This is a genomic window from Enterobacter cloacae complex sp. 6730903 (genome assembly GCF_048283985.1).
Classification (GTDB): Bacteria; Pseudomonadota; Gammaproteobacteria; order Enterobacterales; family Enterobacteriaceae; genus Enterobacter; species Enterobacter hormaechei_C.
In genome coordinates this window covers 38,756-62,829 of sequence record NZ_JBLVXX010000032.1, presented here as the reverse complement: position 1 = coordinate 62,829, position 24,074 = coordinate 38,756, and the positions used below count along the sequence as shown (strand labels likewise).

The 24,074-nt window shown below is 50.7% G+C and carries 16 protein-coding genes and 5 pseudogenes; 10 read left to right on the top strand and 11 right to left on the bottom strand.

Annotation, left to right across the window (positions count from 1 at the left end):
* Nucleotides 1-173: 173 nt before the first annotated feature.
* From ACNQ0W_RS16715 to ACNQ0W_RS16705, 3 genes are all read right to left on the bottom strand, one after another.
* Nucleotides 174-2,888 carry a P-loop NTPase fold protein gene (locus ACNQ0W_RS16715; protein ID WP_157843391.1) on the bottom strand — a complete coding sequence of 905 codons (2,715 nt, stop codon included), beginning with the start codon at nucleotides 2,886-2,888 and terminating at the stop codon, nucleotides 174-176.
* A 124-nt stretch (nucleotides 2,889-3,012) separates the two neighbouring features.
* A protein-coding gene (locus ACNQ0W_RS16710; protein WP_116329918.1) for an IS3 family transposase occupies nucleotides 3,013-4,163 on the bottom strand; the annotation gives its coding sequence in 2 pieces (ribosomal slippage) (nucleotides 3,013-3,905 and nucleotides 3,905-4,163; 1,152 coding nt in all).
* Nucleotides 4,164-4,207: 44 nt separating this feature from the next.
* Nucleotides 4,208-4,696: a P-loop NTPase fold protein gene (locus ACNQ0W_RS16705; RefSeq protein ID WP_023280967.1), complete on the bottom strand. Its 489-nt coding sequence runs from the start codon at nucleotides 4,694-4,696 to the stop codon at nucleotides 4,208-4,210.
* Between the two features lie 858 nt (nucleotides 4,697-5,554).
* Between ACNQ0W_RS16705 and ACNQ0W_RS16700 the strand changes: the two genes are divergently transcribed.
* Both ACNQ0W_RS16700 and ACNQ0W_RS16695 read left to right on the top strand, forming a co-directional pair.
* Nucleotides 5,555-5,851 carry a helix-turn-helix transcriptional regulator gene (locus tag ACNQ0W_RS16700; protein WP_017384073.1) on the top strand — a complete coding sequence of 99 codons (297 nt, stop codon included), beginning with the start codon at nucleotides 5,555-5,557 and terminating at the stop codon, nucleotides 5,849-5,851.
* A gap of 423 nt (nucleotides 5,852-6,274) precedes the next feature.
* Nucleotides 6,275-6,931, top strand: coding sequence for a TetR/AcrR family transcriptional regulator (locus ACNQ0W_RS16695; RefSeq protein ID WP_023280966.1), 657 nt, complete (start codon nucleotides 6,275-6,277; stop codon nucleotides 6,929-6,931).
* A 62-nt stretch (nucleotides 6,932-6,993) separates the two neighbouring features.
* Here the strand turns inward: ACNQ0W_RS16695 and ACNQ0W_RS16690 are convergent, their stop codons facing one another.
* A complete protein-coding gene (locus ACNQ0W_RS16690; RefSeq protein WP_023280857.1) occupies nucleotides 6,994-7,977 on the bottom strand; it encodes an MDR family oxidoreductase in 984 nt (327 codons plus the stop codon).
* A 400-nt stretch (nucleotides 7,978-8,377) separates the two neighbouring features.
* On the opposite strand from ACNQ0W_RS16690, the gene ACNQ0W_RS16685 reads away from it, so the two are divergent.
* The 5 genes from ACNQ0W_RS16685 (at nucleotide 8,378) to fghA (ending at nucleotide 11,951) form a co-directional block, all read left to right on the top strand.
* A protein-coding gene (locus tag ACNQ0W_RS16685) for an IS1 family transposase (RefSeq protein WP_223195083.1) occupies nucleotides 8,378-9,075 on the top strand; the annotation gives its coding sequence in 2 pieces (ribosomal slippage) (nucleotides 8,378-8,627 and nucleotides 8,627-9,075; 699 coding nt in all).
* A 113-nt stretch (nucleotides 9,076-9,188) separates the two neighbouring features.
* Nucleotides 9,189-9,464: a formaldehyde-responsive transcriptional repressor FrmR gene (frmR, locus tag ACNQ0W_RS16680; protein ID WP_017384071.1), complete on the top strand. Its 276-nt coding sequence runs from the start codon at nucleotides 9,189-9,191 to the stop codon at nucleotides 9,462-9,464.
* A 34-nt stretch (nucleotides 9,465-9,498) separates the two neighbouring features.
* On the top strand, nucleotides 9,499-10,608 hold the full coding sequence (frmA, locus tag ACNQ0W_RS16675; protein WP_017384070.1) for an S-(hydroxymethyl)glutathione dehydrogenase: 1,110 nt from the start codon (nucleotides 9,499-9,501) through the stop codon (nucleotides 10,606-10,608).
* A 43-nt stretch (nucleotides 10,609-10,651) separates the two neighbouring features.
* Complete coding sequence (locus ACNQ0W_RS16670) at nucleotides 10,652-11,050, top strand: VOC family protein (RefSeq protein WP_012561111.1); 399 nt, start codon at nucleotides 10,652-10,654, stop codon at nucleotides 11,048-11,050.
* 64 nt (nucleotides 11,051-11,114) lie between these two features.
* The gene (gene fghA / locus ACNQ0W_RS16665) at nucleotides 11,115-11,951 is read left to right on the top strand and encodes an S-formylglutathione hydrolase (RefSeq protein WP_012561110.1); all 837 of its coding nucleotides are present in this window, start codon (nucleotides 11,115-11,117) and stop codon (nucleotides 11,949-11,951) included.
* A 199-nt stretch (nucleotides 11,952-12,150) separates the two neighbouring features.
* Here fghA and ACNQ0W_RS16660 read toward each other — a convergent pair.
* From ACNQ0W_RS16660 to ACNQ0W_RS16640, 5 genes and pseudogenes are all read right to left on the bottom strand, one after another.
* Nucleotides 12,151-12,427, bottom strand: a pseudogene (locus ACNQ0W_RS16660) (IS3 family transposase); the annotation flags it as partial.
* 16 nt (nucleotides 12,428-12,443) lie between these two features.
* Nucleotides 12,444-13,520 carry an IS110 family transposase gene (locus ACNQ0W_RS16655; protein WP_000227969.1) on the bottom strand — a complete coding sequence of 359 codons (1,077 nt, stop codon included), beginning with the start codon at nucleotides 13,518-13,520 and terminating at the stop codon, nucleotides 12,444-12,446.
* Nucleotides 13,521-13,744: 224 nt separating this feature from the next.
* Nucleotides 13,745-13,981 (bottom strand): annotated as a pseudogene (locus ACNQ0W_RS16650) (DDE-type integrase/transposase/recombinase); the annotation flags it as partial.
* An 80-nt stretch (nucleotides 13,982-14,061) separates the two neighbouring features.
* Complete coding sequence (gene ltrA, locus ACNQ0W_RS16645) at nucleotides 14,062-15,570, bottom strand: group II intron reverse transcriptase/maturase (protein ID WP_001189111.1); 1,509 nt, start codon at nucleotides 15,568-15,570, stop codon at nucleotides 14,062-14,064.
* Between the two features lie 672 nt (nucleotides 15,571-16,242).
* Nucleotides 16,243-16,928 (bottom strand): annotated as a pseudogene (locus ACNQ0W_RS16640) (IS3 family transposase); the annotation flags it as partial.
* Nucleotides 16,929-17,544: 616 nt separating this feature from the next.
* Here ACNQ0W_RS16640 and ACNQ0W_RS16635 point away from each other — a divergent pair.
* Nucleotides 17,545-20,196, top strand: a complete 2,652-nt coding sequence (locus ACNQ0W_RS16635) for an excinuclease ABC subunit UvrA (protein ID WP_012561117.1) — start codon at nucleotides 17,545-17,547, stop codon at nucleotides 20,194-20,196.
* Nucleotides 20,197-20,267: 71 nt separating this feature from the next.
* Here the strand turns inward: ACNQ0W_RS16635 and ACNQ0W_RS16630 are convergent.
* Together ACNQ0W_RS16630 and ACNQ0W_RS16625 are read right to left on the bottom strand one after the other, a co-directional pair.
* Nucleotides 20,268-20,567, bottom strand: a pseudogene (locus ACNQ0W_RS16630) (IS66 family transposase); the annotation flags it as partial.
* A 569-nt stretch (nucleotides 20,568-21,136) separates the two neighbouring features.
* On the bottom strand, nucleotides 21,137-22,270 hold the full coding sequence (locus ACNQ0W_RS16625) for a glutathione-independent formaldehyde dehydrogenase (protein WP_022651297.1): 1,134 nt from the start codon (nucleotides 22,268-22,270) through the stop codon (nucleotides 21,137-21,139).
* A gap of 431 nt (nucleotides 22,271-22,701) precedes the next feature.
* On the opposite strand from ACNQ0W_RS16625, the gene ACNQ0W_RS16620 reads away from it, so the two are divergent.
* Both ACNQ0W_RS16620 and ACNQ0W_RS16615 read left to right on the top strand, forming a co-directional pair.
* A complete protein-coding gene (locus ACNQ0W_RS16620; protein ID WP_022649401.1) occupies nucleotides 22,702-23,028 on the top strand; it encodes a four-helix bundle copper-binding protein in 327 nt (108 codons plus the stop codon).
* 447 nt (nucleotides 23,029-23,475) lie between these two features.
* Nucleotides 23,476-24,072 (top strand): annotated as a pseudogene (locus ACNQ0W_RS16615) (LysR substrate-binding domain-containing protein); the annotation flags it as partial.
* Between the last annotated feature and the right edge of the window lie 2 nt (nucleotides 24,073-24,074).

Below are 24,074 nucleotides of genomic sequence, written 5' to 3'. Positions count from 1 at the left end.
TTCGTCGGCAGCGTCAGATGTGTATAAGAGACAGACATAACTTCAGTAGTTATGATTAATCCCTGAATGATTATTTCTTAGCAAGATATAACATGCTTAATGTATATCAGGCAATAAAAAAACTCCCAAAGACCACCGCTGTGGTCTTCAGGTATAGGATTTAAAGAACGAACTCAGTCCGGAAACGTATCACTATCTTCTGTAACGTCCGCTTTCTCTGGTAACATTCTGTTTTTAATATACTGTGAATTCCTGCAGATGAGAGGAAAAATCTCCGAGTTATTCATTATACAACTCGTTGCCGTACGGGCGTCCTCCGGAGACCATGATGAAAATGAAAACGTCTGACGGTCAAGCCATTGAGACAATAATACATTATCAACAGAAGCGCTAAACAGCGCCGCAATAGCCCTGCGTTCAACGGCCTTCTCAGGTTCAATAAACGACAACTCATTATGAAAACGGGTAATAATCGCAATACGGCTGTCAATACGAATATGTCTTTCAAGTAAGACATCGTGCAACTCATCAAGTACAGTCTCTCTCTGGGTATCGTCGAGGCAAGACCACAGGAAATGAATGTTCTCGGCATTTGTGACAACGTCTGGCTCTGCATCACGGAACCATGATGCAAAGATACCCACACTACCTTCCATCCGGATATGCTGCCCCTGAAGTTGCATTTGTTCAAGGATAAAGCGCATGTTCACAGGAAGAACCGTAAAACACTCAATAAGCCTTTCAGAAGAACTAAATACTCCACATGCCAGGGCGTTCAGCTTTTTCTTCAAAATATCAAACTGCTCACCTGACTGATATACGTCATGGAGAAATACTGGACCCATAGCATTCACATCAGACTCAATTATTTTCTCTGACAGTGCTTTTTGACGCTCTCGCACAAATATTAAAAGAGAGGTTGCATTTGTAGCTTCTTTGATGACGTCATACTGACCTTTAACAAAGCTCAGGACAGGTATATTCACCAGAAGACCTAAATCAACAATCCTGCCAACAGCATTTTTGATGTACGGCAGAACATTTTTATCCTTAAGTGCTATAAAGATACTCTCGGCAGTACGTAGATAACGAAGATATGCAGCCAAAGCCAGGTCAAACCGTTCCTCACCAATATGTTCACTGTACGACTCGATACCGGCATAGTTACCATGGAGCACCATGTGAGCAACAGCCTGTGCAGCAAATTCCGCAGGGAAGAGATTCCTCGTCGCCGTATTATTAAGATAATATTGATTTAAAACATTATTATTCCAGTCCGGGCTCAGAACAATTTTTCTGAAATGGATAACGTCCTCAACAACCTGACGATTTTTAAGCGTCATTATTGCAGAGCTAACCTGAGCCCCACCTGTACCATCATTCTTTCCAATTACGTTCTGTACCGCCTTCGATGCAATATTGATATGCCGGATAATTCCCGGATTAAAAAGGTCTATCTGAGGTTGCTCAGCTCCATAGCGTAACATCTCCTCCCGACCGTGATTTCCGATATCTAGTGTGCCAATTTTCAGGTTTGACAAGGTCTCTTCATTATTGACAAGGTATTCCACATAAAATACGCCATCTACAAAATTCTCCATTTTATTCAGTAGTGATTCACCGGCCAGAACAGAGTATGAATCAGCTTCCTGCAGCAACGTCTGCGTGGATTCAGCCTCCAATTTTTCTGAATCCTGAATTTCATCAAGTTTACTCACAATAAACGATATTTGCCTTTCGACGAAAGGCTCTAGGCTTATCCGCCCGTCAGCCATCAGTTTCTGCAGACTCAATACGAAACCTTCATCATTCTTTTCTCTGAGTGAAACAGCATAACTCTGATTCAGCATTTGCACTGCGACTTTGAGTTGCGGTTCGGCGAGAGCCTGACACTTCTCATCCATCCGGCTATAAGAAACCAGCCAGTCTCGCATCTGAATATGTGGTGCCACTCGCTGCCATGCTTCAGCGAAACCCCACAAGGCCGTCAGTTCTTCAAGCCGTGGGATATTTATAGCACCAATCGCGTCTTTAAGAGGCGTATCAAGCAACTCGCTCCTGGCAAGCTCCACCGTGGACTGATAGTGGATGCTCATCAGAAATTCGCTCCATCTTTCTGTATCGTTATTAAAAATTCGGGATATTTGTTGATAAGTTAGCGAGAGCATCTCGTCAAAATCATCCGGAGCAATACCGGGTTCGGTCTGACTAGCTTTGGGATCGCGAAGTAATACTTTAATATCTCGCTCCCCGTATCTGACCACCAGTAAGTAGAGAGCAATAAGAATATGGCGATGATCTTCTGTTGCAGGAACGGTAAGGTTCAGAATATGAATATCATTAACAAACTTCTTCATTAATCGCGGTGTGATACGAGGATACTCAGAGGGTTTCCAGCGCTCAAGCAACACCGTTGCTTCCCGGCACGCTATCCCTGCATCCTCATTTACTGTTTCTTTCCAGTACTGCCTTAACGCTTCCTGCCATCCTGCCGAAATAAGAGGAGGAACCTGAAAACTTACAGGAATCCGCTTTGCAATAAACTCACGCCCGCTGAAACCCGCCACAGAAAGTGAGGCTGAAACCTGTCTTGCCGAATAGGGCACCACTATCCTGAAGTGTTCATGAGTGGCTCCGGCAATAAGCTCCATATCACTCCAGAGCTCTTTCACTTTGTCTGCACTGATTCGGTCCAGATTATCAATGATAAGGATGAAGCGATCTCCATGGGAAATGACCTCTTTGGAGGTAAATCCCTGCAGAGCTTCAGCCAGCTCAATAGCTCCGACCTCCTTATTAACTAGCCAAGTCTCTTCAATCCTGTCAGTACTGTTGCGTTTGAACAAATCACCAATACTCGAATACCCTTTCTTTCTGTACCATTCCATGTTCTGCAGGCATGCCAGTCCTGCGACCATAATGGCAGGAGAAAGAAACGCGGCCACCTCAACATAAAAAAGCCACCCTAATAATGACTCCTTGTGATCCTACCCACGTAATGTGGACACGGCCCTAAGCGAGGTTCTGGTTATCAAATTGTTCGGGACTGAGTCCGCCACAGGCACTGTGTCGGCGCCACCGATTGTAATCACACTCGATATAATTAAACACCGTCATCCGCATGATTTCCCGGCTGATAAGGCGTTCCCCGTGGATACATTCCACCTTCAGCGAGTGGAAGAAGCTTTCCGCGCAGGCATTGTCGTAACAACATCCTTTGGCACTCATGCTACCGTGCAGATTATGCCGCTTCAGTAACGCCAGATAGTCTGCCGAACAGTACTGCCCGCCTCTGTCCGTATGCACGATGACATTTTCCGGGCGCTTACGTCGCCAGAGTGCCATCTGTAGCGCATCGCAGGCCAGCTGCGCTGTCATCCGCGACGACATCGACCAGCCGATGACAGCACGGGACCACAGGTCAATGACCACCGCCAGGTACAACCAGCCTTCGTCCGTGCGCAAGTACGTGATGTCACCCGCCCACTTCTGATTCGGGCCACTCGCGTAAAAATCCTGTTTCAGCAGATTTTCAGACACCGGCAGGCCATGTTCGCGGTATCGGACCGGGCTGAACTTCCGGGCCGCTTTTGCGCGAAGCCCCTGACGCCGCAGGCTGGCGGCAATGGTTTTGACGTTGTACTCAGGCAGTTCGTCAGCGAGACGAGGCGCACCATAACGCTGTTTTGCCTCAGTGAATGCCTGACGGACAGCAGTATCACAGACGAGCCGGAACTGCTGACGTGGTGTTATCTGCTGACGACGCAGACGCCACGCATACCAGCCGCTACGGGCGACCCGCAGTACCCGGCATATGGCTTTGACGCTGAACTCAGCCCGATGTTTTTCAATAAAGACATACTTCATTTCAGGCGCTTCGCGAAGTATGTCGCGGCCTTTTGGAGAATGGCCAGCTCCTCTGCCTGTTCCGCCAGTTGGCGCTTAAGACGGGCAATTTCAACGGACATTTCCTGCTCACGTTCGGAAGAGCTGCGGGCATTGTTAATCTTACTGCGCCATGCGTAGAGCTGGGATTCGTACAGGCTGAGTTCCCGGGCAGCGGCAGCAACACCGATACGTTCCGCAAGCTTCAGGGCTTCGTTGCGGAATTCAGGCGTGTACTGTTTGCGGGGCTTCTTACTGGTTGATGCTGGTTTTGTCATGAGTCACCTCTGGTTAAGAGTTTACTCACTTAGTCGTGTGTCCACTATTCGTGGGTAAGATCATTGTTAGTAAAATATTGATTAAGGTCTGTTAGCACATAACGAAGCATCTGCACGGAAAGCAATGACAGTAAAATAAAAACGACGGTCAACCAGCTTAGCCTGCTGCTGACCCTCTTGTCGTATTCAACGATGTTACCCAGAGCCAGATTTTTATACTTATCCAACACATCCCGGGAGCCCGGACATTGTAGGCTGACCCCGTGGTGGATGACATCGATAAGCGCTTTTTTAGTTGAGCCATGATGGTAACGTTCTGCATCAAAGTTAATGAACGTAAAATCATCTTTAAGCTTTTTCTGCAGGAACTTCAATATTGTTGACTTACCTGAACCCAGCTCACCTTCCAGACCAATAATATTGACATCAGGTGTCCTGATGATCTGAGCCACATTCTCTGCAACTTTTTCATGACTGCTGCCTCTAAACATATCCTGGTCAGCGGGTGATTCCGTCTGCAATCGTAGAGTCATTCAGCAATTTCCTTCGTTATAACGTAAGATTCTTTCACTATTAGACACAGTACAGAGCCCACAGCAACCAAATGACTGCAGCCGGGGCAGTTTAGTTTTAAGCATGCATAAGCCGATTTCGATGGAATCCCTTTCACACAATAATATTGAATTGAAGCAATGAAAACATTAATGTGTTTGTTGTGACTAGCTGCAGGGGCCTGGAAGAAATTCCAAAGCCTGACAAACCGGAACAGGGCTTGCTCTGCTCCGGTTTTATCCAGTTCATCTTGAAGCCCTTGTTTTTGTTACATATCCCTGCTCACTCTTTCAGCCATTGTTAAGCTTCTTGTGTGTAATCTGCGAATAATACGGATGCAAAATTGATGCAATGGATTATACATACCTACAGCGCACGTTACGCTGAGCTGAATCGAATTTCAGAGAACGTTCTTCGCTATTACCCTGCCCAGCCAGTTGAACACATTTTATCATCCGGCCCCGAGAGTGACATGTTCTCTGCCTGGTACAGCCTTCATCAGAGTCAAACTAGACGTTATTTACAGGCAAAAGAAGACAGCTACAGAGTTTAAGTCTGACATTATTCGTGGCTGTGTCTGCCTTCGGAGTTTTCAGCTTATCCCGATAACAGCGGTTTTGAAAAATTGACGTTTTTTACACCGGTACATTGCCCGAACGCAATCTCCCCCGTAGCGAAATACCGCCCCGCAGAAAATCGTCCATGCTCGGCATGCCCCTGGAACATCAGCATCTTTTCAATAAAGGTTTTACAGCCTATAGTCTGTATAACACAAAATACACCTTACCTGCTGTATTACAGGGCGGTACTCCCTACTCAGTCTGCGAGGCAGGTCACTTATGAATAATCAGTTCCCGATAAAAACGCTGAACCAGCTCAGACCTGTGCTAATCGGGTTTCGCAAAATCAAGGGCTTCACGCAAAAAGATGTGTCTGAGAGGCTTGGCGTAACGCAGCAAACCTATGCCCGCCTGGAAGCAAACCCTGCTAGCGCCAGTATTGATCGTCTGTACAAGGTATTCAGTATTCTGGGCGTAGAAATAACGCTGTCATCTATTTCCCCTTCACCCTTCATTTCCCACACAGAGATGAGGGGGGCATTTGACAGCACTCCCGCCAGACGGGAGAAATGGTGACTATTAGAAGTTTGCTAGTTTTGTCGAATGACGCCAACTACATGTCCGCATCCATCGAGTAGTGGCTTCAAGCCACGATTGTCACTGCCTCCGCTGCCTTTTTCCAGTAACTCTCTCCTTTTAATTCTAATATTTAGGGGTGTCAACGCAAAGCAGAAACGGCACCTTCTTTGCGAGACAGAAATGACCTGTGATTGCCTGGCCGATTTATGGCAGCTAAGTGCGAGAAGCGGATATAGCGAATTCGCCATTGTACGGGATTAGCAGGTTTACTGAAGCAACCTGCGATGGCGTTATGGCAATAGTCAGTCCCCTGTCCAGTCGGCATAGGTGGCCACCTCGTCACCGCCGGGGATAAACTGATTGAAGCCTCCGCGCAAAATCACTTATTCTTTTCCGTTAATAAAATGCAGGAGCAAAGTCATGACTGGCGAAATTCGTGGGCGAGGCAGGCCACGAAAAACAGAGAGTACCTATACAGATACCCGTAATGACCTGATCCGAAGCGGGCTTGAACTGCTCACGCAGAATGGTTTTCTTTCAACGGGAGTCGATGCCATTGTCAAAAATGCCAGTGTTCCTAAAGGCTCATTTTATTACTATTTCAAGAGCAAAGAAGAGTATGCCCAGACTGTTCTGAGCGCCTATGACAGTTTCTTTGTGCATAAACTCCAAAAACATCTGTATGAATCATCCTTCACACCAATGATGCGTCTGGAAAATTTCATCGACGATGCCTGCGACGGCATTAAAAAGTACAATTTCACCCGGGGCTGTCTGGTTGGCAATATGATGCAGGAGAGTCCGGGTCTTCCACTGTCCTTTATCAAACAGCTCCACGAAATACTTGAGCGCTGGCAGGCGCTTGTGGCGTGCTGTCTGTCCGACGCGTTATCTTCGGGCGAAATCCGTTCCGATATGAATAATACGCAACTGGCGGCCATTTTCTGGAGCAGTTGGGAGGGTGCCGTAATGCGTGCCAAACTTTATTGCTCAACCCAGCCTGTGTACGACTTCTGGAGCTATTTCAAAAAGTCAGTACGCTATCAGCCCTCTAAGGACACGGCTGTTGAAAAGTAAAAAAGGGGCCGCAGCCCCTGATAATAATTATCAAACCCAGGCTGAGCCTGGCTTCCACTTCATTAGCTACACTGAATTACTGCCCGGCCACGAATTCCGCCACTCAGAAGTTTTTCGGCCACATTGATGGCATCACTCAGCGGATAAACGGTGGTCAGGCTATCCAGTCTGGACTCCGGTAAATACTGTACCGCCTGCTGCCAGATCGCCGCTCTTTTTTCCTTCGCGAACATGACACTGTCAATCCCTTTCAGCGTGACGCCACGCAGGATAAACGGAGCCACATTCCCCATTAGTTCCATCCCCTGTGCCATGCCGCAGGCTGCAACAATACTGCCATAACGCACCCCGGCGCATACATTGCAGAGCGTATGGCTACCGACTGTATCAATGGCGGCAGCCCAGCGTTCTTTCTGTAACGGTTTTCCGGGACAGGAGAGCTCGGAACGGTTAATAATCTCGTCCACACCGACCGTTTTATAGAGCCAGGCAGCCTCTTCCGGGCGTCCAGTAGACGCCGTAACGCGGTACCCCATTGATGCAAGGATCATGGCCGCAATGCTCCCGACGCCGCCGCTGGCACCGGTAACAAGTACCGGACCATCTTCAGGCTTAATACCATGATTCAGAAGTGCGTCTACGCACAGCATCGCGGTAAACCCAGCTGTTCCGATTGCCATTACGTGTTTGCCGTTAGCGCCAGCCGGGAGCGGCGTCAGCCAGTCTCCATTTACCCGTGCTTTTTCGGATAGTCCGCCCCAGTGTTTTTCCCCAACACCCCAGCCGGTCAGGAGAACCTTATCTCCGGCCTGATATTCGGGATGTGAACTGGCGGACACTGTACCGGTAAAATCAATGCCGGGCACCATGGGAAAGCGTCGGACGATTGGGCCCCGGCCCGTAATGGCCAGTGCGTCTTTGTAGTTGATGGATGAATAGTCAACATTGACCTCCACATCCCCCTGCGGTAGTTCACTTTCAGCGATTTCAGCAAGTTGCGCACTATAGCGTCCATCTGTTTTGTTGATTAATAAAGATTTAAACACGTTCACCTCGTTTGTCCGGGCGTTTACCGTTCAGTCATTAAGTCGTCAATAAATAATATTGACCGATCGTCTAATAATCAACACTACTATCCCAGTGCTTTGCCAGCATTCAAGAAACATTATTCATTTCATGCACTTAAAGCTGTCTTTTTTGACCGACATCAAACTGTATTCTGGTTTATCTGGTGCAGAGGGAAAATCAGCATCCCTGAAGATACATAGCTAATGCTTCAGAACACGGCTGATGATGCGATAAAACAACCAGGCTTTAATGAGTTAGTCTGAGCGGACCTTCGGCTCAGTAAATAGGTCCGCTCCGTGCCAAGAGCAGACGCTGGTAATTCGGGTAATGGTGCCAACTTACTGATTTAGTGTATGATGGTGTTTTTGAGGTGCTCCAGTGGCTTCTGTTTCTATCAGCTGTCCCTCCTGTTCAGCTACTGAAGGCGTGGTGCGTAACGGTAAAAGTACTGCCGGACATCAGCGCTATCTCTGCTCTCACTGCCGTAAAACATGGCAGCTACAGTTCACTTACACCGTCTCTCAGCCCGGTACACACCAGAAAATTATTGATATGGCCATGAATGGCGTCGGATGTCGCGCCAGTGCACGCATTATGGGCGTTGGCCTCAACACGATTTTACGACACTTAAAAAACTCAGGCCGCAGTCGGTAAACTCACGCATACAACCGGGCAGTGACGTCATTGTTTGCGCGGAAATGGACGAACAGTGGGGTTACGTCGGCGCTAAATCACGCCAGCGCTGGTTGTTTTACGCGTATGACAGGATACGGAGGACGGTTGTGGCGCACGTATTCGGTGAACGCACGTTGGTCACGCTGGAGCGTCTTCTGGGCCTGCTGTCGGCCTTTGAGGTCGTGGTATGGATGACGGATGGCTGGCCGCTTTATGAATCACGCCTGAAGGGAGAACTGCACGTTATCAGCAAGCGATATACGCAGCGCATTGAGCGGCATAACCTGAATCTGAGGCAGCATCTGGCAAGGCTGGGCAGGAAGTCACTGTCGTTCTCAAAATCGGTGGAGCTGCATGACAAAGTCATCGGGCATTATCTGAACATAAAACACTATCAGTAAGTTGGAGTCATTACCGGTGCTCTGATATATTTATTATACTATAGTGGGGTATGTGTTGATCTTAATGTAATACTCCCCTATAGTATAAGAAATACAGAGCAGTGAGGTAAGCAATGCCCAGTACTCCTGAAGAGAAAAAAAAGGTCCTAACCCGGGTTCGCCGTATCCGGGGTCAGATTGATGCTCTGGAAAGAGCACTTGAAAGTGGCGCTGAATGCCGTTCCGTTCTCCAGCAAATCGCCGCCGTCCGGGGCGCCGCTAACGGACTGATGGCAGAGGTGCTGGAGAGCCACATACGGGAAACCTTTGACCAGAATGACAGCTACAGTCATGAAGTCAGTAAATCAGTTGACGATACGATTGAGCTGGTTCGTGCCTATCTTAAATAGGTGAGGCCATTATTACATTGAGGATATATTACGTATGAAATCACGTGCCGCTGTTGCATTTGCACCAGGGAAGCCCCTGGAGATTGTTGAAATTGATGTTGCTCCGCCTAAAAAAGGCGAGGTGCTGATTAAAAACACCCACACAGGTGTCTGCCATACCGATGCCTTTACCCTCTCAGGGAATGACCCTGAGGGCGTTTTCCCGGTGGTTCTCGGCCACGAGGGAGCCGGTATCGTCGTTGAAGTTGGTGAAGGCGTCACCAGTGTGAAGCCGGGTGACCATGTTATTCCGCTCTACACCGCTGAATGCGGGGAGTGTGAATTCTGCCAGTCCGGTAAAACGAACCTCTGTGTATCGGTTCGCGAGACTCAGGGCAAAGGACTGATGCCTGACGGGACCACTCGCTTTTCATACAACGGTCAGCCTCTTTACCACTACATGGGATGTTCCACATTCAGTGAATACACCGTTGTGGCCGAGGTTTCTCTGGCAAAAATTAACCCGGAGGCGAACCATGAACACGTCTGCCTGTTGGGTTGTGGCGTGACTACCGGTATTGGCGCCGTCCATAACACGGCTAAAGTGCAGCCGGGCGATTCAGTTGCCATTTTTGGTCTGGGGGCAATTGGTCTGGCTGCGGTACAGGGGGCCCGTCAGGCAAAAGCGGGACGTATTATCGCTATCGATACTAATCCGACAAAATTTGACCTGGCCCGTCAGTTCGGGGCCACTGACTGCATTAACCCGAATGATTATGACAAACCGATTAAAGATGTTCTGCTGGATATCAACAAGTGGGGTATTGACCATACCTTTGAATGTATCGGTAACGTTAACGTCATGCGTGCAGCGCTGGAAAGTGCTCACCGTGGGTGGGGGCAGTCCGTTGTCATTGGTGTCGCAGGGGCCGGACAGGAGATTTCCACCCGTCCTTTCCAGCTGGTCACCGGGCGCGTATGGAAAGGTTCCGCGTTTGGCGGAGTAAAAGGCCGCACTCAGCTCCCCGGTATGGTCGAGGATGCCATGAAGGGGGATATTGACCTTGAGCCATTTGTAACCCATACGATGACACTGGATGAAATCAATGACGCCTTCGAGCTTATGCATGAAGGCAAATCTATCCGGACAGTGATTCATTACTGATCCCATCAGAATTTTAATCAACTCAAACTGAAGGAAGTGGAAAATGACAACTCCGGTAATTTCTGGTGACGGCATCTTTTCTCATGTGTTCATTGGCGCAGCCGATGTCGAGAAATCCTCCGCATTTTACGATGTCGTCCTGGGCACGCTTGGTATCAATAACCTCGGCCCGTTTGGCAACGGCTGGGTACTCTATGGCCGCGAAAAGCCGGCATTTATCATTGCCCGTCCGGGCAACGGTGAAGCACCTTCCGCTAACGGGGTGACTGTCGGCTTCGCTGCTGCCACCCCGGAAGAGGTTGATGCTTTCCATGCTGCCGGCCTTGCCGCCGGTGGAGCTGATGAAGGTCAACCTGGCCCGCGTGGTCACCTTCCCGGGGCCTATGCTGCCTACCTGCGGGATCCGGCGGGTAACAAAATCACGGCGTATACGTTTATCTGACGTCCGGATTTAAAGATACTTCCCCTGGCTTCGGTCAGGGGAAATAACCATGAGATAACGGCTGATGGAACTCATTGAGCAGCATGCCAGCTCTGGCGGCTGGCAAAACGTGTACCGGCATTATTCACAATCCCTTAATTGTGAAATGAATTTCGGTGTGTATCTTCCTCCCAAAGCAGTAACAGAAAAACTGCCGGTACTATACTGGTTGTCGGGCCTGACCTGTACTGAGCAGAATTTCATCACCAAATCAGGTATGCAGCATTATGCAGCCCGGCATAACGTCATCGTTGTTGTCCCGGATACCAGTCCCCGGGGTAATAATGTCCCGGATGCCGACAGTTACGATCTTGGCCAGGGGGCCGGTTTTTATCTGAACGCGACGGAACAGCCGTGGAATGTTCATTACAGGATGTATGACTATATTCTCAGAGAGCTTCCGGATGTCGTCATGAATCATTTTCCTGCAACGGCAAGAAAATCTATATCCGGTCATTCTATGGGAGGGCTGGGTGCTCTGGTGCTGGCTCTGCGAAATCCTGGTGAATATGTGAGCGTATCAGCATTTTCCCCGATAGTATCGCCTTCTCAGGTGCCATGGGGGCAACAGGCATTTAGCGCTTACCTGGGTGAAAACAGAAAAACGTGGGAAGCCTACGATCCAGTCAGCCTCATTTTACAGGGTGAAAAATTACCAGAAATCTTCATTGATCAGGGGCTGAGTGACGCCTTTTATGAAGAGCAACTGCGCACCAAAATCCTTGAGAGAGTATGCAATGAGATGAACCTCAATGCGTCGTTCCGATATCATACTGGATACGACCACAGCTATTATTTCATTTCCAGCTTTATTGGTGAGCACATTGCTTACCATGCCAACAGGCTCAGGCTGTCAGCATGAGTTGATTTCCAGCCTCAGAAAATGTGCTTAATTTTCAGGCCTGAACAGGGCCTGAACCCTGCAGACCTGAGATGTACTGTAACTGAATCGCCACGGATAATCTAGACACTTCCGAGCCGTTGATGGACTGACCCCGCCCCGGTAGACGATCCTGCCCTATAGTTTGGACTGACCCCACGCCTGTAGACAAATCCTGTCCTCACGACGAGGCCTGTTCGAAGGCCTCCGGACTGACGTCGCCGAGGTGGCTGTGGCGCCGGGACCGGTTATAGAAGACTTCAATGTAATCGAAGATCCGCCCGGGCCAGATCCCTGGTTTTATATATGCGTTTTCTGATCCGTTCTTTTTTCAGCGAACTGAAGAACGATTCGGCCACCGCATTATCCCAGCAGTTGCCACGCCGGCTCATGCTCGGCGCCAGGTTATTGGCCCGGTAGAAGCGCTGCCAGTCGTCACTGCCGTACTGGCTGCCCTGGACGCCCTTCTAAGAGTCAAGCTGTTATCGGGATACTGTTGATCCGCCTGTTTTGATTGCGCAGTAACGTGTAAACTTCGCGGGAGATATATCGCTTTAGACAGCGTATCGCTTCCATTTTTGTATGTCCTTCGGCTACACGCCTGGCGACATATTCCTTTGTTTTTGCGTCAGTTCGTAAGCGTCCGATGGCGATGATGTGAAGTGCACTATTTGCAGCACGATCTCCACCACGATTAAGTCGGTAACGGTTCGTTTTTCCAGAAGAAACGGGGACCGGGCTGACACCACACAGTGCCGCAAATCCTGATTCTGATCTTAACCGTTGAGGATTGTCTCCGGCAGTGATCAGCAACTGTGAAGCGCTTTCGTATCCGATAGCATTACGTTTAATCAGCTCAGGTGCCAACTCGTCGACAATTGCCGCAATCATGACATCCAGATCAGCGATTTCGTCATGTAACTCGAGATAGCGTCGGGCAAGGGACTTTAATGAAATGCGATAAACGTTGGTTACATTGCGGTATTCACTGGCATCAGGTCTCCAGGAACCCAGGGTCCTGATGAGCTGCATGCGCGTCATATTTCTGAGCTGTTCACGTAATTCATCCGGGGCAGAGATAATATTTGAATGGATAATCTGGAGAGCGACTCTGCGGGCTGATATTGCTGTTTTTCGGCAAGTTTTTAATACCCGCAGGGACTCAATCATGCCATCACGCGTTTTGGGAGTAACTGTCCTGATGCCTGAGAATGCTGCATGAGCGGCACATTCAGCATCAATTGTGTCACTTTTACCCCGTTTGCGTCGCTCCATCCGGTCTGGAGCAGTCACCTCAAGAACTTCTAACCCGGCGTTCTGAAAATAACGAAGCAAACCGGAACCATAGGTACCTGTGCACTCAACACCAATTCGCTTTAATGTCCCAAACGAGGTCATCCATGCCAGCATCTGCCGGTAACCTTGTCGTGTTGTGGAGAAATACTGAGTCCCAAGGACTTTATTGTTCTGATCTACGACAGCGGCAACGTGCAAATCTTTATGTGTATCCACGCCACCCACAACGGCAGCTTCGGTAACTTTATCAACCATGACAGAGCTCCTGTGAGGAAACAGAGTTGAATCTCCAGACAGATAACCCGGACAGGACAGTAACGAGACAAGCCGTCAGGCCCTTCTTGAGTCACGCGCATCGGTGAGGAGATGCCTCGCATGAAGGCGCTTCCGGCAACCGACGGGTCCAGGGCAGGACACAAAAGGTTGATCGCTGTGTGAGTCAGGATGCGGGAAGGTCTTCACTGCATCAGTAATCACACCAATCTGGTTAAACGGCAAACTAAGTGGTGGTAAAGACTGACATCGGCATTATTACTATCGCTATGTACGATAACCTCGCTGTCTGGTTTTCGGCGCCAGACCGCCATCATCAGCGCGTCGAGCGCCAGTTCGCGTGAGAGAGTGGGTTTCATCGACCAGCCGACCACATTACGGGCGAAGAGATCGATAACCACCGCCAGATACAGCCAGCCCTGCCAGGTGCGGAGTAGAGTAAGAGGCAGGGCGTAGTCGGACTATTTCCCTGCCTCTCCTCCCCGAACCGGACGTGCACCTTTCAGCGCATCCGGCTCTCCATTTAAATGCTGGCGAACGCCATTGCCACTTCTGTAAAGCGCGATGTATACGTGTTTCTGGTCTCCGTCCTCAGATAGGGATTACCTTCGGGTAGCCGCCAGCGGAACAGCTTCTTGCCTTGCCCCACCAACCGGTACAGTATTTCGCCGCTGAGCTTGCCGTGATTGGTTTTACCAAATAAAACCCACGTTTTGCTCTGACCCGGTTTCGGTGATTTACACCACCACCTCATCAGGGAAGCGATACCTGTACGGTATTTGCGGGCCAGCCAGTGAGCCAGCTTCCAGAACACGACACGGTCGATATAACTGAAGACTTTGGCCTTAAAATCAACGAACTGATAGAACATGGCCCAGCCTTTCAGTTTTCGGTTGAGTTGTTCAGCCATATCGACTTTGCTTTCACTGTAGTTGCCTGATAACAGTGCTGTCAGCGATGCGGCGAAGTTTCTGGCTTTCTCCTGCGGGATCGTTGAGACCACTCGCATCTCGCCATAACGACTGCGTTTGCGAATGATCCTGTGCCCCAGAAAGATAAAGCCGTCATTAACATGGGTGATTTTAGTCTTATCCATGTTCAGCCTGAGTTTCAGACTGCCTTCGAGCACACCCCGACACTCCTCCCTGATGGCTTCCGCCTGTGCTTTGGTGCCTTTGACGATGAGGACAAAATCATCGGCATAGCGGCAGTACGCCACCGCGGGTTTCCACTGCCAGTTTTCTCTGACCGCCGTACTTCGGCCCCGTTGGATACTGTTATTCCAGTACCACCGATCTTTTCTGGCTTTCCCGCTCAGGTAGCGCTCATGCAGGTATTGATCGAACTCATTCAGCATGATGTTCGATAATAGCGGCGATATAACACCGCCCTGTGGTACACCTTCACTGGCCGCCCGAAAGAGACCGACATCGATATGTCCCGCCTTGATGGTTTTCCACAGCAGAGTCATGAAACGTGCGTCACTGATCCTGCGGCGTACAGCCTTCATCAGCAGTCGATGATGTACGGTGTCGAAGTAACTGGACAGGTCGCCTTCAATCACCCAGCGTCCCCGGGTTTCACCACAGTCTGTGAGCTGTAATTTCACCGTGCGGATCGCGTGGTGGACACTGCGCTCAGGCCGGAAGCCATATGAGAGCGTATGAAAATCACTCTCCCATATCGGCTCCATCGCCATCAGCATGGCCCGCTGAACAATACGATCCCGCAACGCGGGGATACCCAGTGGTCGCAGTTTGCCGTTGCTTTTAGGGATGTAAACCCGTCTGGCGGGCAAGGGCTGGTAGTGGCCTGAGAGTAATTCATCCCTGAGGATTTGCAGCTCAACAGCCAGTCTGGCCTGTAGCATTGTTTTGTTCACGCCATCAACGCCGGGGGTATGGGCCCCCTTTGATGAAAGCGTGATCCGCGCCGCTTCAGCCAGCCATTCTGGTTGTGTTATCAGACGCAGCAGCCGTTGAATCCGTAGGGACGGATCGGTGGCTGCCCATGTGGCAAGCTTGCGTTGCATTTCGCTGATTATCAAAGGTCTTCACCTCGTTAGGTCAGTTAATTCACGTCGCAAACACATTCAAACTGCTTCCCTTCGCCATGTAATGGGCTTTCCCCATCGCGGACTACTACGGAAGCTCCGCCAGCCAGCGCGTCATCGGAGCCATGCCCCCTTAACATCCGTCGCTGACCTTCCCCGGTTTACCTGCCTGGACTCAGGCATACTGAGGAGGCTGCCCGTCGCACTCTTTATCCTTGCTTGCCGCAAGTTGGCAGAAGTCAGCATCGCAAGCGTGATAGACGCTGCTGCCCCGGTGTTTCGCATACATGTCAAAACACCTTCGACCGGCAGTGCTTACGTATCACTGCCAGTTCCTCCTGCACGGCCTGTCAGATCACGTAGGCCGTGGTGACGTTTTCAACCCACAGAGGCGGATTAACGGGTTCATGTTCTTCAGCCTTTCAGTACTTAACCTTGAGGATCATCTCGGCTTAGTGATCTCGCCTCAATCCCCGTTGTCAGCGGGTTACATCACCCTGCGGGCATGCCGCAGGTCACTGCCGCTCAGGTTCTCCACCGTCACACCCGGTGGGATTGTTGGGTTTCTCATCGTGAGTTACCGGTTCAATATTCCAGACAGACTCGCGGTTCATTTAAGCATCCATGCCCGCCCTGAACTCCGGGCACACTATAAGTAATATCGGTGACCCAGACCTGGGTGGCCCGGACAACGGTGAACTGCCGCTGCACGAGATTAGGAGCAACGACTGAAGGCCTGCCAGCGATACGACGTGGCGCTTTATAGCCGCGCACAGCTTTAATCCGGTCCAGTTGCATGATCCGACCCACCCGGTTTCTACCACAGGTTTCCCCGATTTCGTTCAGATCGCCATGAACCCGCCGGTAACCGTATACGCCTCCGCTCAGGGAATATGAGTCGCGGATAAGCATCAGCAGGCGCTGGTTATCTTTATCACGCGCCGAGACAGGGTTATGCAGCCACGCATAGAACCCGGCCCGGGCGACATTCAGTACCCGACACATCGTCATCACACCCCATACAGTTCGGTGCTCATTGATAAAGCGGTACTTCAGTCGGGCTCCTTTGCAAAGTACCGCGCGGCCTTTTTCAGGATATCCCGTTCTTCTTCGGTGCGTTTTAGCTGCGCCCGGAGTTTCAGGATCTCGCTTTTAGCTTCCAGTAAATCCCGGGCATGCTGCTCGCTGTTATCAGGTTTGATAGCCCGTAGCCACTTGTAGAGGCGGTGTGCAGAGACGCCCAGACGCTCAGATACTTAGGCGACGGAATAACCGCGTTCCGTTATCTGACGGACGGCTTCTTCCTTAAATTCAGGTGTAAATCGTGGTGTGCCCATACGCTCCTCCTATACTCAAACTATAGGGCAGGATCGTCTACCGGGGCGGGGTCAGTCCAGGGAGCCGTTAACGACCTGATGGCGGTTGTTCTGGAAAGCTATCTTCGGGAGGAATTCCCCGATACGGGCAAACGAAATGAGTCGCAGAAGAGGTCAATCGACGACACCATTTCGATAGTCCGCTCCTATCTCCGTTAACTCTGCCAGGCAGATGTCTGATGGGGTCTAAAACTGTAATGAAAGGAAATGACATATGAAATCACGTGCATTATTCATCTGTATTTTTTAATTGGTACCCGAAACCGCCTGAGTGTCGCCATCAGCTGGGTCTGGAACCACAGCGTCGCGTACCGGGGAGCCCGCATTATCACGGGAGCCAAATCTCCGGTCCCGGGTACGCCGCCAGCCAGTTCTCATACAGAAGGCGGATCCGCAGGGTACCGCTGAAACTTCAGCGGTGTCCCACATGGTACCACCGGGCCCAGCTTCAGCAATCTGTTTCCAGTCACACAAACGCTTTTTTCGACGGGCTTTCTGATCGAGCGGTCCGGCACACCAGATACCGTCACAAGAGGTGGCCTTATTAAGAGCGGACACACCTAGCACAGGAAATTCTATGGCAAAGAAACTTTTCGGTTATCATCCCATCCTGACTGACGACAACAATTCAGTTGTGATTCGCGGTGCTCGCGAGAACAACCTTAAAGAGGTGGATGTTTCCATTCCGCGCAACGCATTGGTTGTTTTTTCGGGTGTGTCAGGCTCGGGTAAGTCTTCACTGGCCTTTGGCACCATTTATGCTGAGGCGCAACGGCGCTACTTTGAATCGGTTGCCCCCTACGCTCGTCGCCTCATTGATCAGGTCGGGGTTCCGGATGTGGATGCCATTGACGGACTGCCGCCAGCCGTTGCGCTTCAGCAACAACGCGGTGCCAGTAACGCGCGCTCCTCTGTCGGCAGCGTGACCACCTTATCCAGTCTGGTGCGAATGATGTACTCACGGGCGGGCGCTTATCCTGCCGGACAACCGATGCTGTATGCCGAGGATTTTTCTCCCAACACGCCGCAGGGGGCATGCCCTTCTTGCCATGGTCTGGGCCATATCTATGAGGTAACTGAAACACTGATGGTGCCCGATCCCTCACTTAGTATCCGTGAAAAGGCTATTGCTTCCTGGCCCCCGGCCTGGCACGGACAGAATCTGCGGGATATTCTGGTGACGCTGGGGTATGACATCGACACTCCCTGGAAAAATCTGCCAGCGGAAGACCGTCAGTGGATCCTTTTTACCGAAGACACCCCCACTGTACCGGTTTTCCCGGGACTGAGTCCGGAAGATACGCGCGAAGCCGTCAGGAAAAAAATGACGCCGGGTTATATGGGGACCTTCACCGGGGCACGTCGTTATGTGCTACATACCTTCGCCAGCACGCAAAGCGCGTTGATGAGAAAACGAGTCTCCCGTTTTATGGAAGGCAAGCTGTGTCCGGTCTGTCACGGGAAAAGACTGAAGTCAGAATCATTGTCCGTCACCTTTGCCGGTGTGGACATTGGTGAATTTATGCAGATGCCCTTAGACCAGCTGGCGGAATTGCTCCTTCCAATCTCCCGGGGGGATTTCAGTGCCCACCACGCCGGCGCAGATGCCGACAGGGATATCACCCGTCGGGATCTGACAGAGCGTGCTGCATCCGGAAAAGCGGTCCATTCCGATAACGCCGATGTCTGCCGGACATCGGCGTTATCGGAAGAGAAACGACTGGCGGCACAACGGCTGACCGGTGGTGTCATGGCCCGGTTGTATCAGTTGCAGAAGCTGGGGCTGGGTTATCTTACGCTGGACAGAGCAACCCCAACTCTATCTGCAGGAGAGCTTCAGCGACTGCGTCTTGCCACGCAACTCAGTTCGATGCTGTTTGGTGTGGTCTATGTTCTTGATGAACCGTCTGCGGGTCTGCACCCCTCAGACAGTAAAGCGCTTTACGATGCGCTTGAGAACCTTCGTGATGCCGGCAACTCGGTGTTTGTCGTTGAACATGATCTTAACCTGATGCGACGGGCGCAATGGCTTGTTGATGTGGGACCGTCGGCTGGTGAACAGGGAGGACATGTTCTCTACAGTGGTATTCCTGAAGATCTGAAAGCCGTCACCCAATCTCGTACCGCGCGTTATTTATTTGATGAAGTCCGGCCACCACAATCTTTTGCCCGTATCCCATCCGGGTGGCTGAAACTGCAGGGGATCCATCGCCACAATCTTAAGTGGATCGATGTTGATATTCCTCTGGGTGTGCTGACAGCCGTGACGGGAGTCTCTGGCTCCGGTAAATCCAGTCTGATTGCCCAGGCCTTACCGGAACTGGTGCTTTCTTCACTTGGCGGTGAGCCAGAAGACGTGCTTTCCGAAGCCAGCGACGCTGAGGGGCCATCCGTAACGGAGAAAACGTACGGTACCCTGACCGGTGATACCGGACTGGTAAAGCGTCTGGTTCAGGTTGACCAGAAACCGATAGGCAGGACCCCCCGTTCAAACCTGGCGACATATACCGGGTTGTTTGATCCTGTTCGTAAGCTCTTTGCCGGAACGACTGACGCCAAACTCCATCATTACGATGCGGGTCAATTCTCTTTCAATGTGGCAAAAGGCCGCTGTGCAACCTGTGAAGGTGAAGGATTCGTCAGCGTGGAGCTGTTGTTTATGCCGAGCGTGTATGCACCGTGCCCGACCTGCCATGGCGCGCGGTATAACCGGGATACTCTCAGGATCTGCTGGCAGGACAAAAATATCGCGGAGGTCCTGCATATGACGGTGGATGAAGCCAGTCAGTTCTTTGCGACTGAAGAACCAGTGGCTCGTCCCCTCCGTCTGCTGAGTGAAATTGGTCTGGGCTACCTGCGTCTGGGACAACCAGCAACCGAGTTATCCGGAGGGGAGGCGCAAAGGATCAAGCTGGCAACCGAACTACAACGTAGCCAACGTGGCCACACGTTGTATATCCTAGATGAACCGACAACCGGCCTGCATGCTTCAGACGCCGACCGCCTCCTTGTGCAGCTGCAGCGGCTTGTTGATGCAGAAAATACGGTGATAATGATTGAACACGATATGCGGGCGGTTACTCAGGCAGACCAGGTTATCGACATCGGTCCTGGAGCGGGACATGAGGGAGGACGCCTGGTTGCCGCAGGAACTCCCGAACAGGTATCGCAGGTCAAAGAAAGCCGTACCGCACAGTATATTGCCAGGGAACTCTCACGGAACGGTTAAAAAGGGCTGTGTCGTCATTGCGTCAATGGCGGCACATTCCCGGCGTGTTCTGTATCAGTAATCTCCCGCAGGTATAATTTCAGCGCATCCCACTGGTTCAGCGCGTACGCGAACGCCTTCGACAGCTCCGAGTGCCGTGACAGCGTTTTCTGCTTTTCACGCAGCCAGCCCTCCAGCGCGGTCAGCAGCGGTACCGCTTTTTCCTGCCGAATGGCCAGCCGTTCCGCCGCGCTTTTGCCCCGGATGCCCGCCTCGATGCCATACAGCTCGCCGATACGGCACAGCGCTTCGGTCGTGGTGTCAGAGGGCGTCCGCACGTGCACGTCCGCCTGCAACACCCCGCTGAACCCCGCAAGATGCGACTGCGGATGTGTAACGCTGGCGTGATAGAAATTTTAAGTCAGTCATCAGGTGTCCACCTAATTAGGGGTCAGTTTGGATATCGAAAATTATTGTACGTCAAGGTTATTTTTTGACCTCTCTACTTTAGCGGGCCTCAGCCGACGAAACTTATCGGAAGCCGGTACCGGCCAGTCTGACTGAAGATGGAAGCAAAATTAATGCTGTGGGCTACCATACCTTCTTTAACAGGTGATTTGTGAACTGCAACTTCTCGGAACGGGAGTTTGCGCAAGGACCGGAAGTCCGCTTTTCGCTCATAGCGGACCGTTCCTGCGCACATGTCTGCTATGTGGTAGAGGCAGACAATACTTACAGCACAGGGCGTTAATAAATACGGAACAGATCAACCGCAGATGCCTCCTCCTGAATGTATTAATTTTGCTATCTCGTCGGCAAAATCAGGGAACAAGTCTGGATATGGAAGCGCCTGGCAGCTGAAAGTATGAATAATAACGCCCTGACAGGATATTTTATTGCACCCTGTCAAAAGTCATACATTCTTTCCCGGTTTTTGCTTTCTCATACCGGATAACTCTATTTAAGGCTTAAGGATAACCTTCGTCCATCCTTCATCCCGCTCATCGAAGTGCTTATATCCGGCAGGAGCCTCTTCAAGCGAAAGACGATGAGAAATTATTTTGCCCGGACTGGCTTTATCGTGATGGATGAGGCGAGACAGCTGACGGTTATAGGCCTTAACGTTCGCCTGGCCGGTACGGATTGCCTGTCCTTTAAACCAGAAACTCCCAAAATCAAATGGCATCTTACCCTCTCTGGCAAGCTCCGATTCAGCCCCCGGATCCTGAGGAATAAAGACGCCAACCACACCAATTCCCCCGGTTGCTTTCGTCGACGCAACAAGACTGTTCATGGTAACAGAGTTATCTTCATGGCCATGTTTGTTACAGCACTGATAGCCAACACATTCGCAGCCACAATCCGTACCGCGTCCATCCGTCAGGTCGAGAATTTTTTGTACAGCTTCATCGCCAGTAGCATTGATGCCCGTCGCCCCCATTTTTTCAGCCAGAGCCAACCGGTCTGTGTGCGTATCAACCACAAACACCTGTGAAGCACCTTTAATGATCGCCGAATGAGCTGCCATCAAACCGACCGGCCCCGCGCCATAAATGGCCACGCTTTCACCAGGCTTCAATCCGGCAAGTTCTGTTGCATGCCAGCCGGTAGGAAAAATGTCAGAGAGCATCACATAATCATCTTCTTTTTCTGCCGCATCAGGGGGAAGAACAAGGCAGTTAAAGTCGGCAAATGGCACCCGAAGAAGTTCCGCCTGACCTCCCTCCCAGGGACCCATTTCAGCAAAACCATAAGCTGCGCCTGCCGTACCCGGATTGGTAGTGAGACAAAAGCCGGTCAGACCTTTTTCACAGTTTTCGCAAAAACCACATCCCACGTTAAACGGCAGACAAACATAGTCGCCCACCTTAATACGTTCAACGCCTGAGCCAATTTCGACCACTTCACCCAGGTTTTCGTGACCCAGAATCCGTCCCTGTTCAAAGCTGGTCCGGCCCTCATACATGTGCAAGTCCGACCCACAAATGTTGGTGGTGGTGATGCGGACGAGTACATCCGTGGGGCGGACAATTTTCGCATCCGGTACGTCTTTTACTTTTACATCATAAGGACCGTTGTAAATTACTGCTTTCATGATCTTCTCCTTCTTGCGTGCGGAAAGGAAATGCTGCCCCGCGGATTGGGGTATCAATCGAGTTTAGCTGCCATAACAGATCTCGCGATCGGCGAAAGGACGATTAGGATGTTTCTTAACTAAGTGCATTGAAGTCTGTAAGACAGGTACTTACCGATGAAGGCTGCCTGGAAAACGTAAAAACATCACACGTTAATCCGGTTTTTTTAAGCAGGCAAGGGATTACGGACAGCTTTGAGCGAGAAGCGGATAAAGTAAATCTATCTCATTTCTGCATTGTGCCAGAAGTAGACATAGGTGAATTAGGTAACCCTAGAGATGCACTTTGAATCAATGATATGAAATGCTGAAAAGGTAATTAACTAATTCAAAATTTGAATAATCAGTTATCTCTTCCATGCTTAATACGTAACCTTAGCTAAGGAGAAATTATGTTAGACGAATACAAAAAATGCATCGAAGCCTGTTATCTATGTGCAACGGCATGTGATAACTGTGCGGCTTCGTGTCTCGACGAAGAGAATCTGGAGATGATGCGCGAGTGCATAAAACTGGATATGCAGTGTGCAAATATCTGCCGTCTTGCAGCTCAATTCATGACACTAAATAGCGGGTCTGCCCAGGATCTTTGCCGTCTTTGCGCTGATGTTTGTCAGAAGTGCGGTGACGAGTGTGGAAAGCATGAACATGACCATTGTCAGGATTGCTCAAGCGCTTGTCATCACTGCGCCGAACAATGCAGAAAGATGGCCGCCTGAGAAAAACTCAAATTACCAAACCCGCTTCGGCGGGGTTTTATATTCCCGGTAATAAGTCGTAGAAGGATGAGATAGATGAGTTTAAGAGTACGGGCGGGAAATAGATCTACTCGAAAGTACTAGCCTCAATGACAAATTCTGGCACAGATTATTTGATTGGCTCAATGTCCGTTTTCGCTGACAGCGGACTGCACCCCGCCGGGGTGACCGCTTCGTGCCAGAATTGGACGTTTCCAAAATCTGCATGCACTAATCGGTGGAGAGCAGATCTCACTGCATAGCCATGCAGACGCGCAGAAATCATCAGGGGCGTTTGAAAGGTGCCGGAAACAGGCGGGAGGCCGCAGAAACGTGCTGAGGGCGCCTGCGGCGGTGCGCCCAAGGGTTGTTATGTTTAATATGGCAGAACTTTCCTGTCGCTATCATTTTGACGCCCGCTATTCGCTCATAGATATGCCTGTCGCGTTTGCGGCTTTACTTGTTATACCCAACCTGCCTGATTTTTATCGCCAGCATCCCGGAATTGAAATTATCCTGAGCAGCTCAGACCGCCGACGGAATATGCTGCATGATGGCCTGGACTGCATACTGAGGGTGGGGGAGCTGGACGATGGCGACTATATCGCAAAGGAGGTGGGAACCGTTAAAATGACGACCTGCGCCAGTCCTGCGTATCTTGATCAACACGGCACCCCGGAAACAATGGACGAGTTGCAGCAGCATCAGGCCGTCAACTGGATTAACAGCAGCAACAGACAAGTTATGCCCTGGACATTCGGGACGTCAGAGGGCTCCACCGAAATTGAACTTCCAGGCAGGCTTGTCGTGGATAACTCAGAAGCCTACATTGCAGCAGGCCTGGCGGGGCTGGGAATACTACAGGGCATGAATATTTTTTTGCAGCCTTATCTCGATCGCGGGCTGTTGGTAGAGGTTCTGCCAGATAATACGTCCCCGAATCGCAAACTGTAACTTCTGTATCCGCACCGCCATCTCTCCCGAAAAGTACGGGCGTTTACCGACTGGCTGGAAAGTTTATTGTAAAC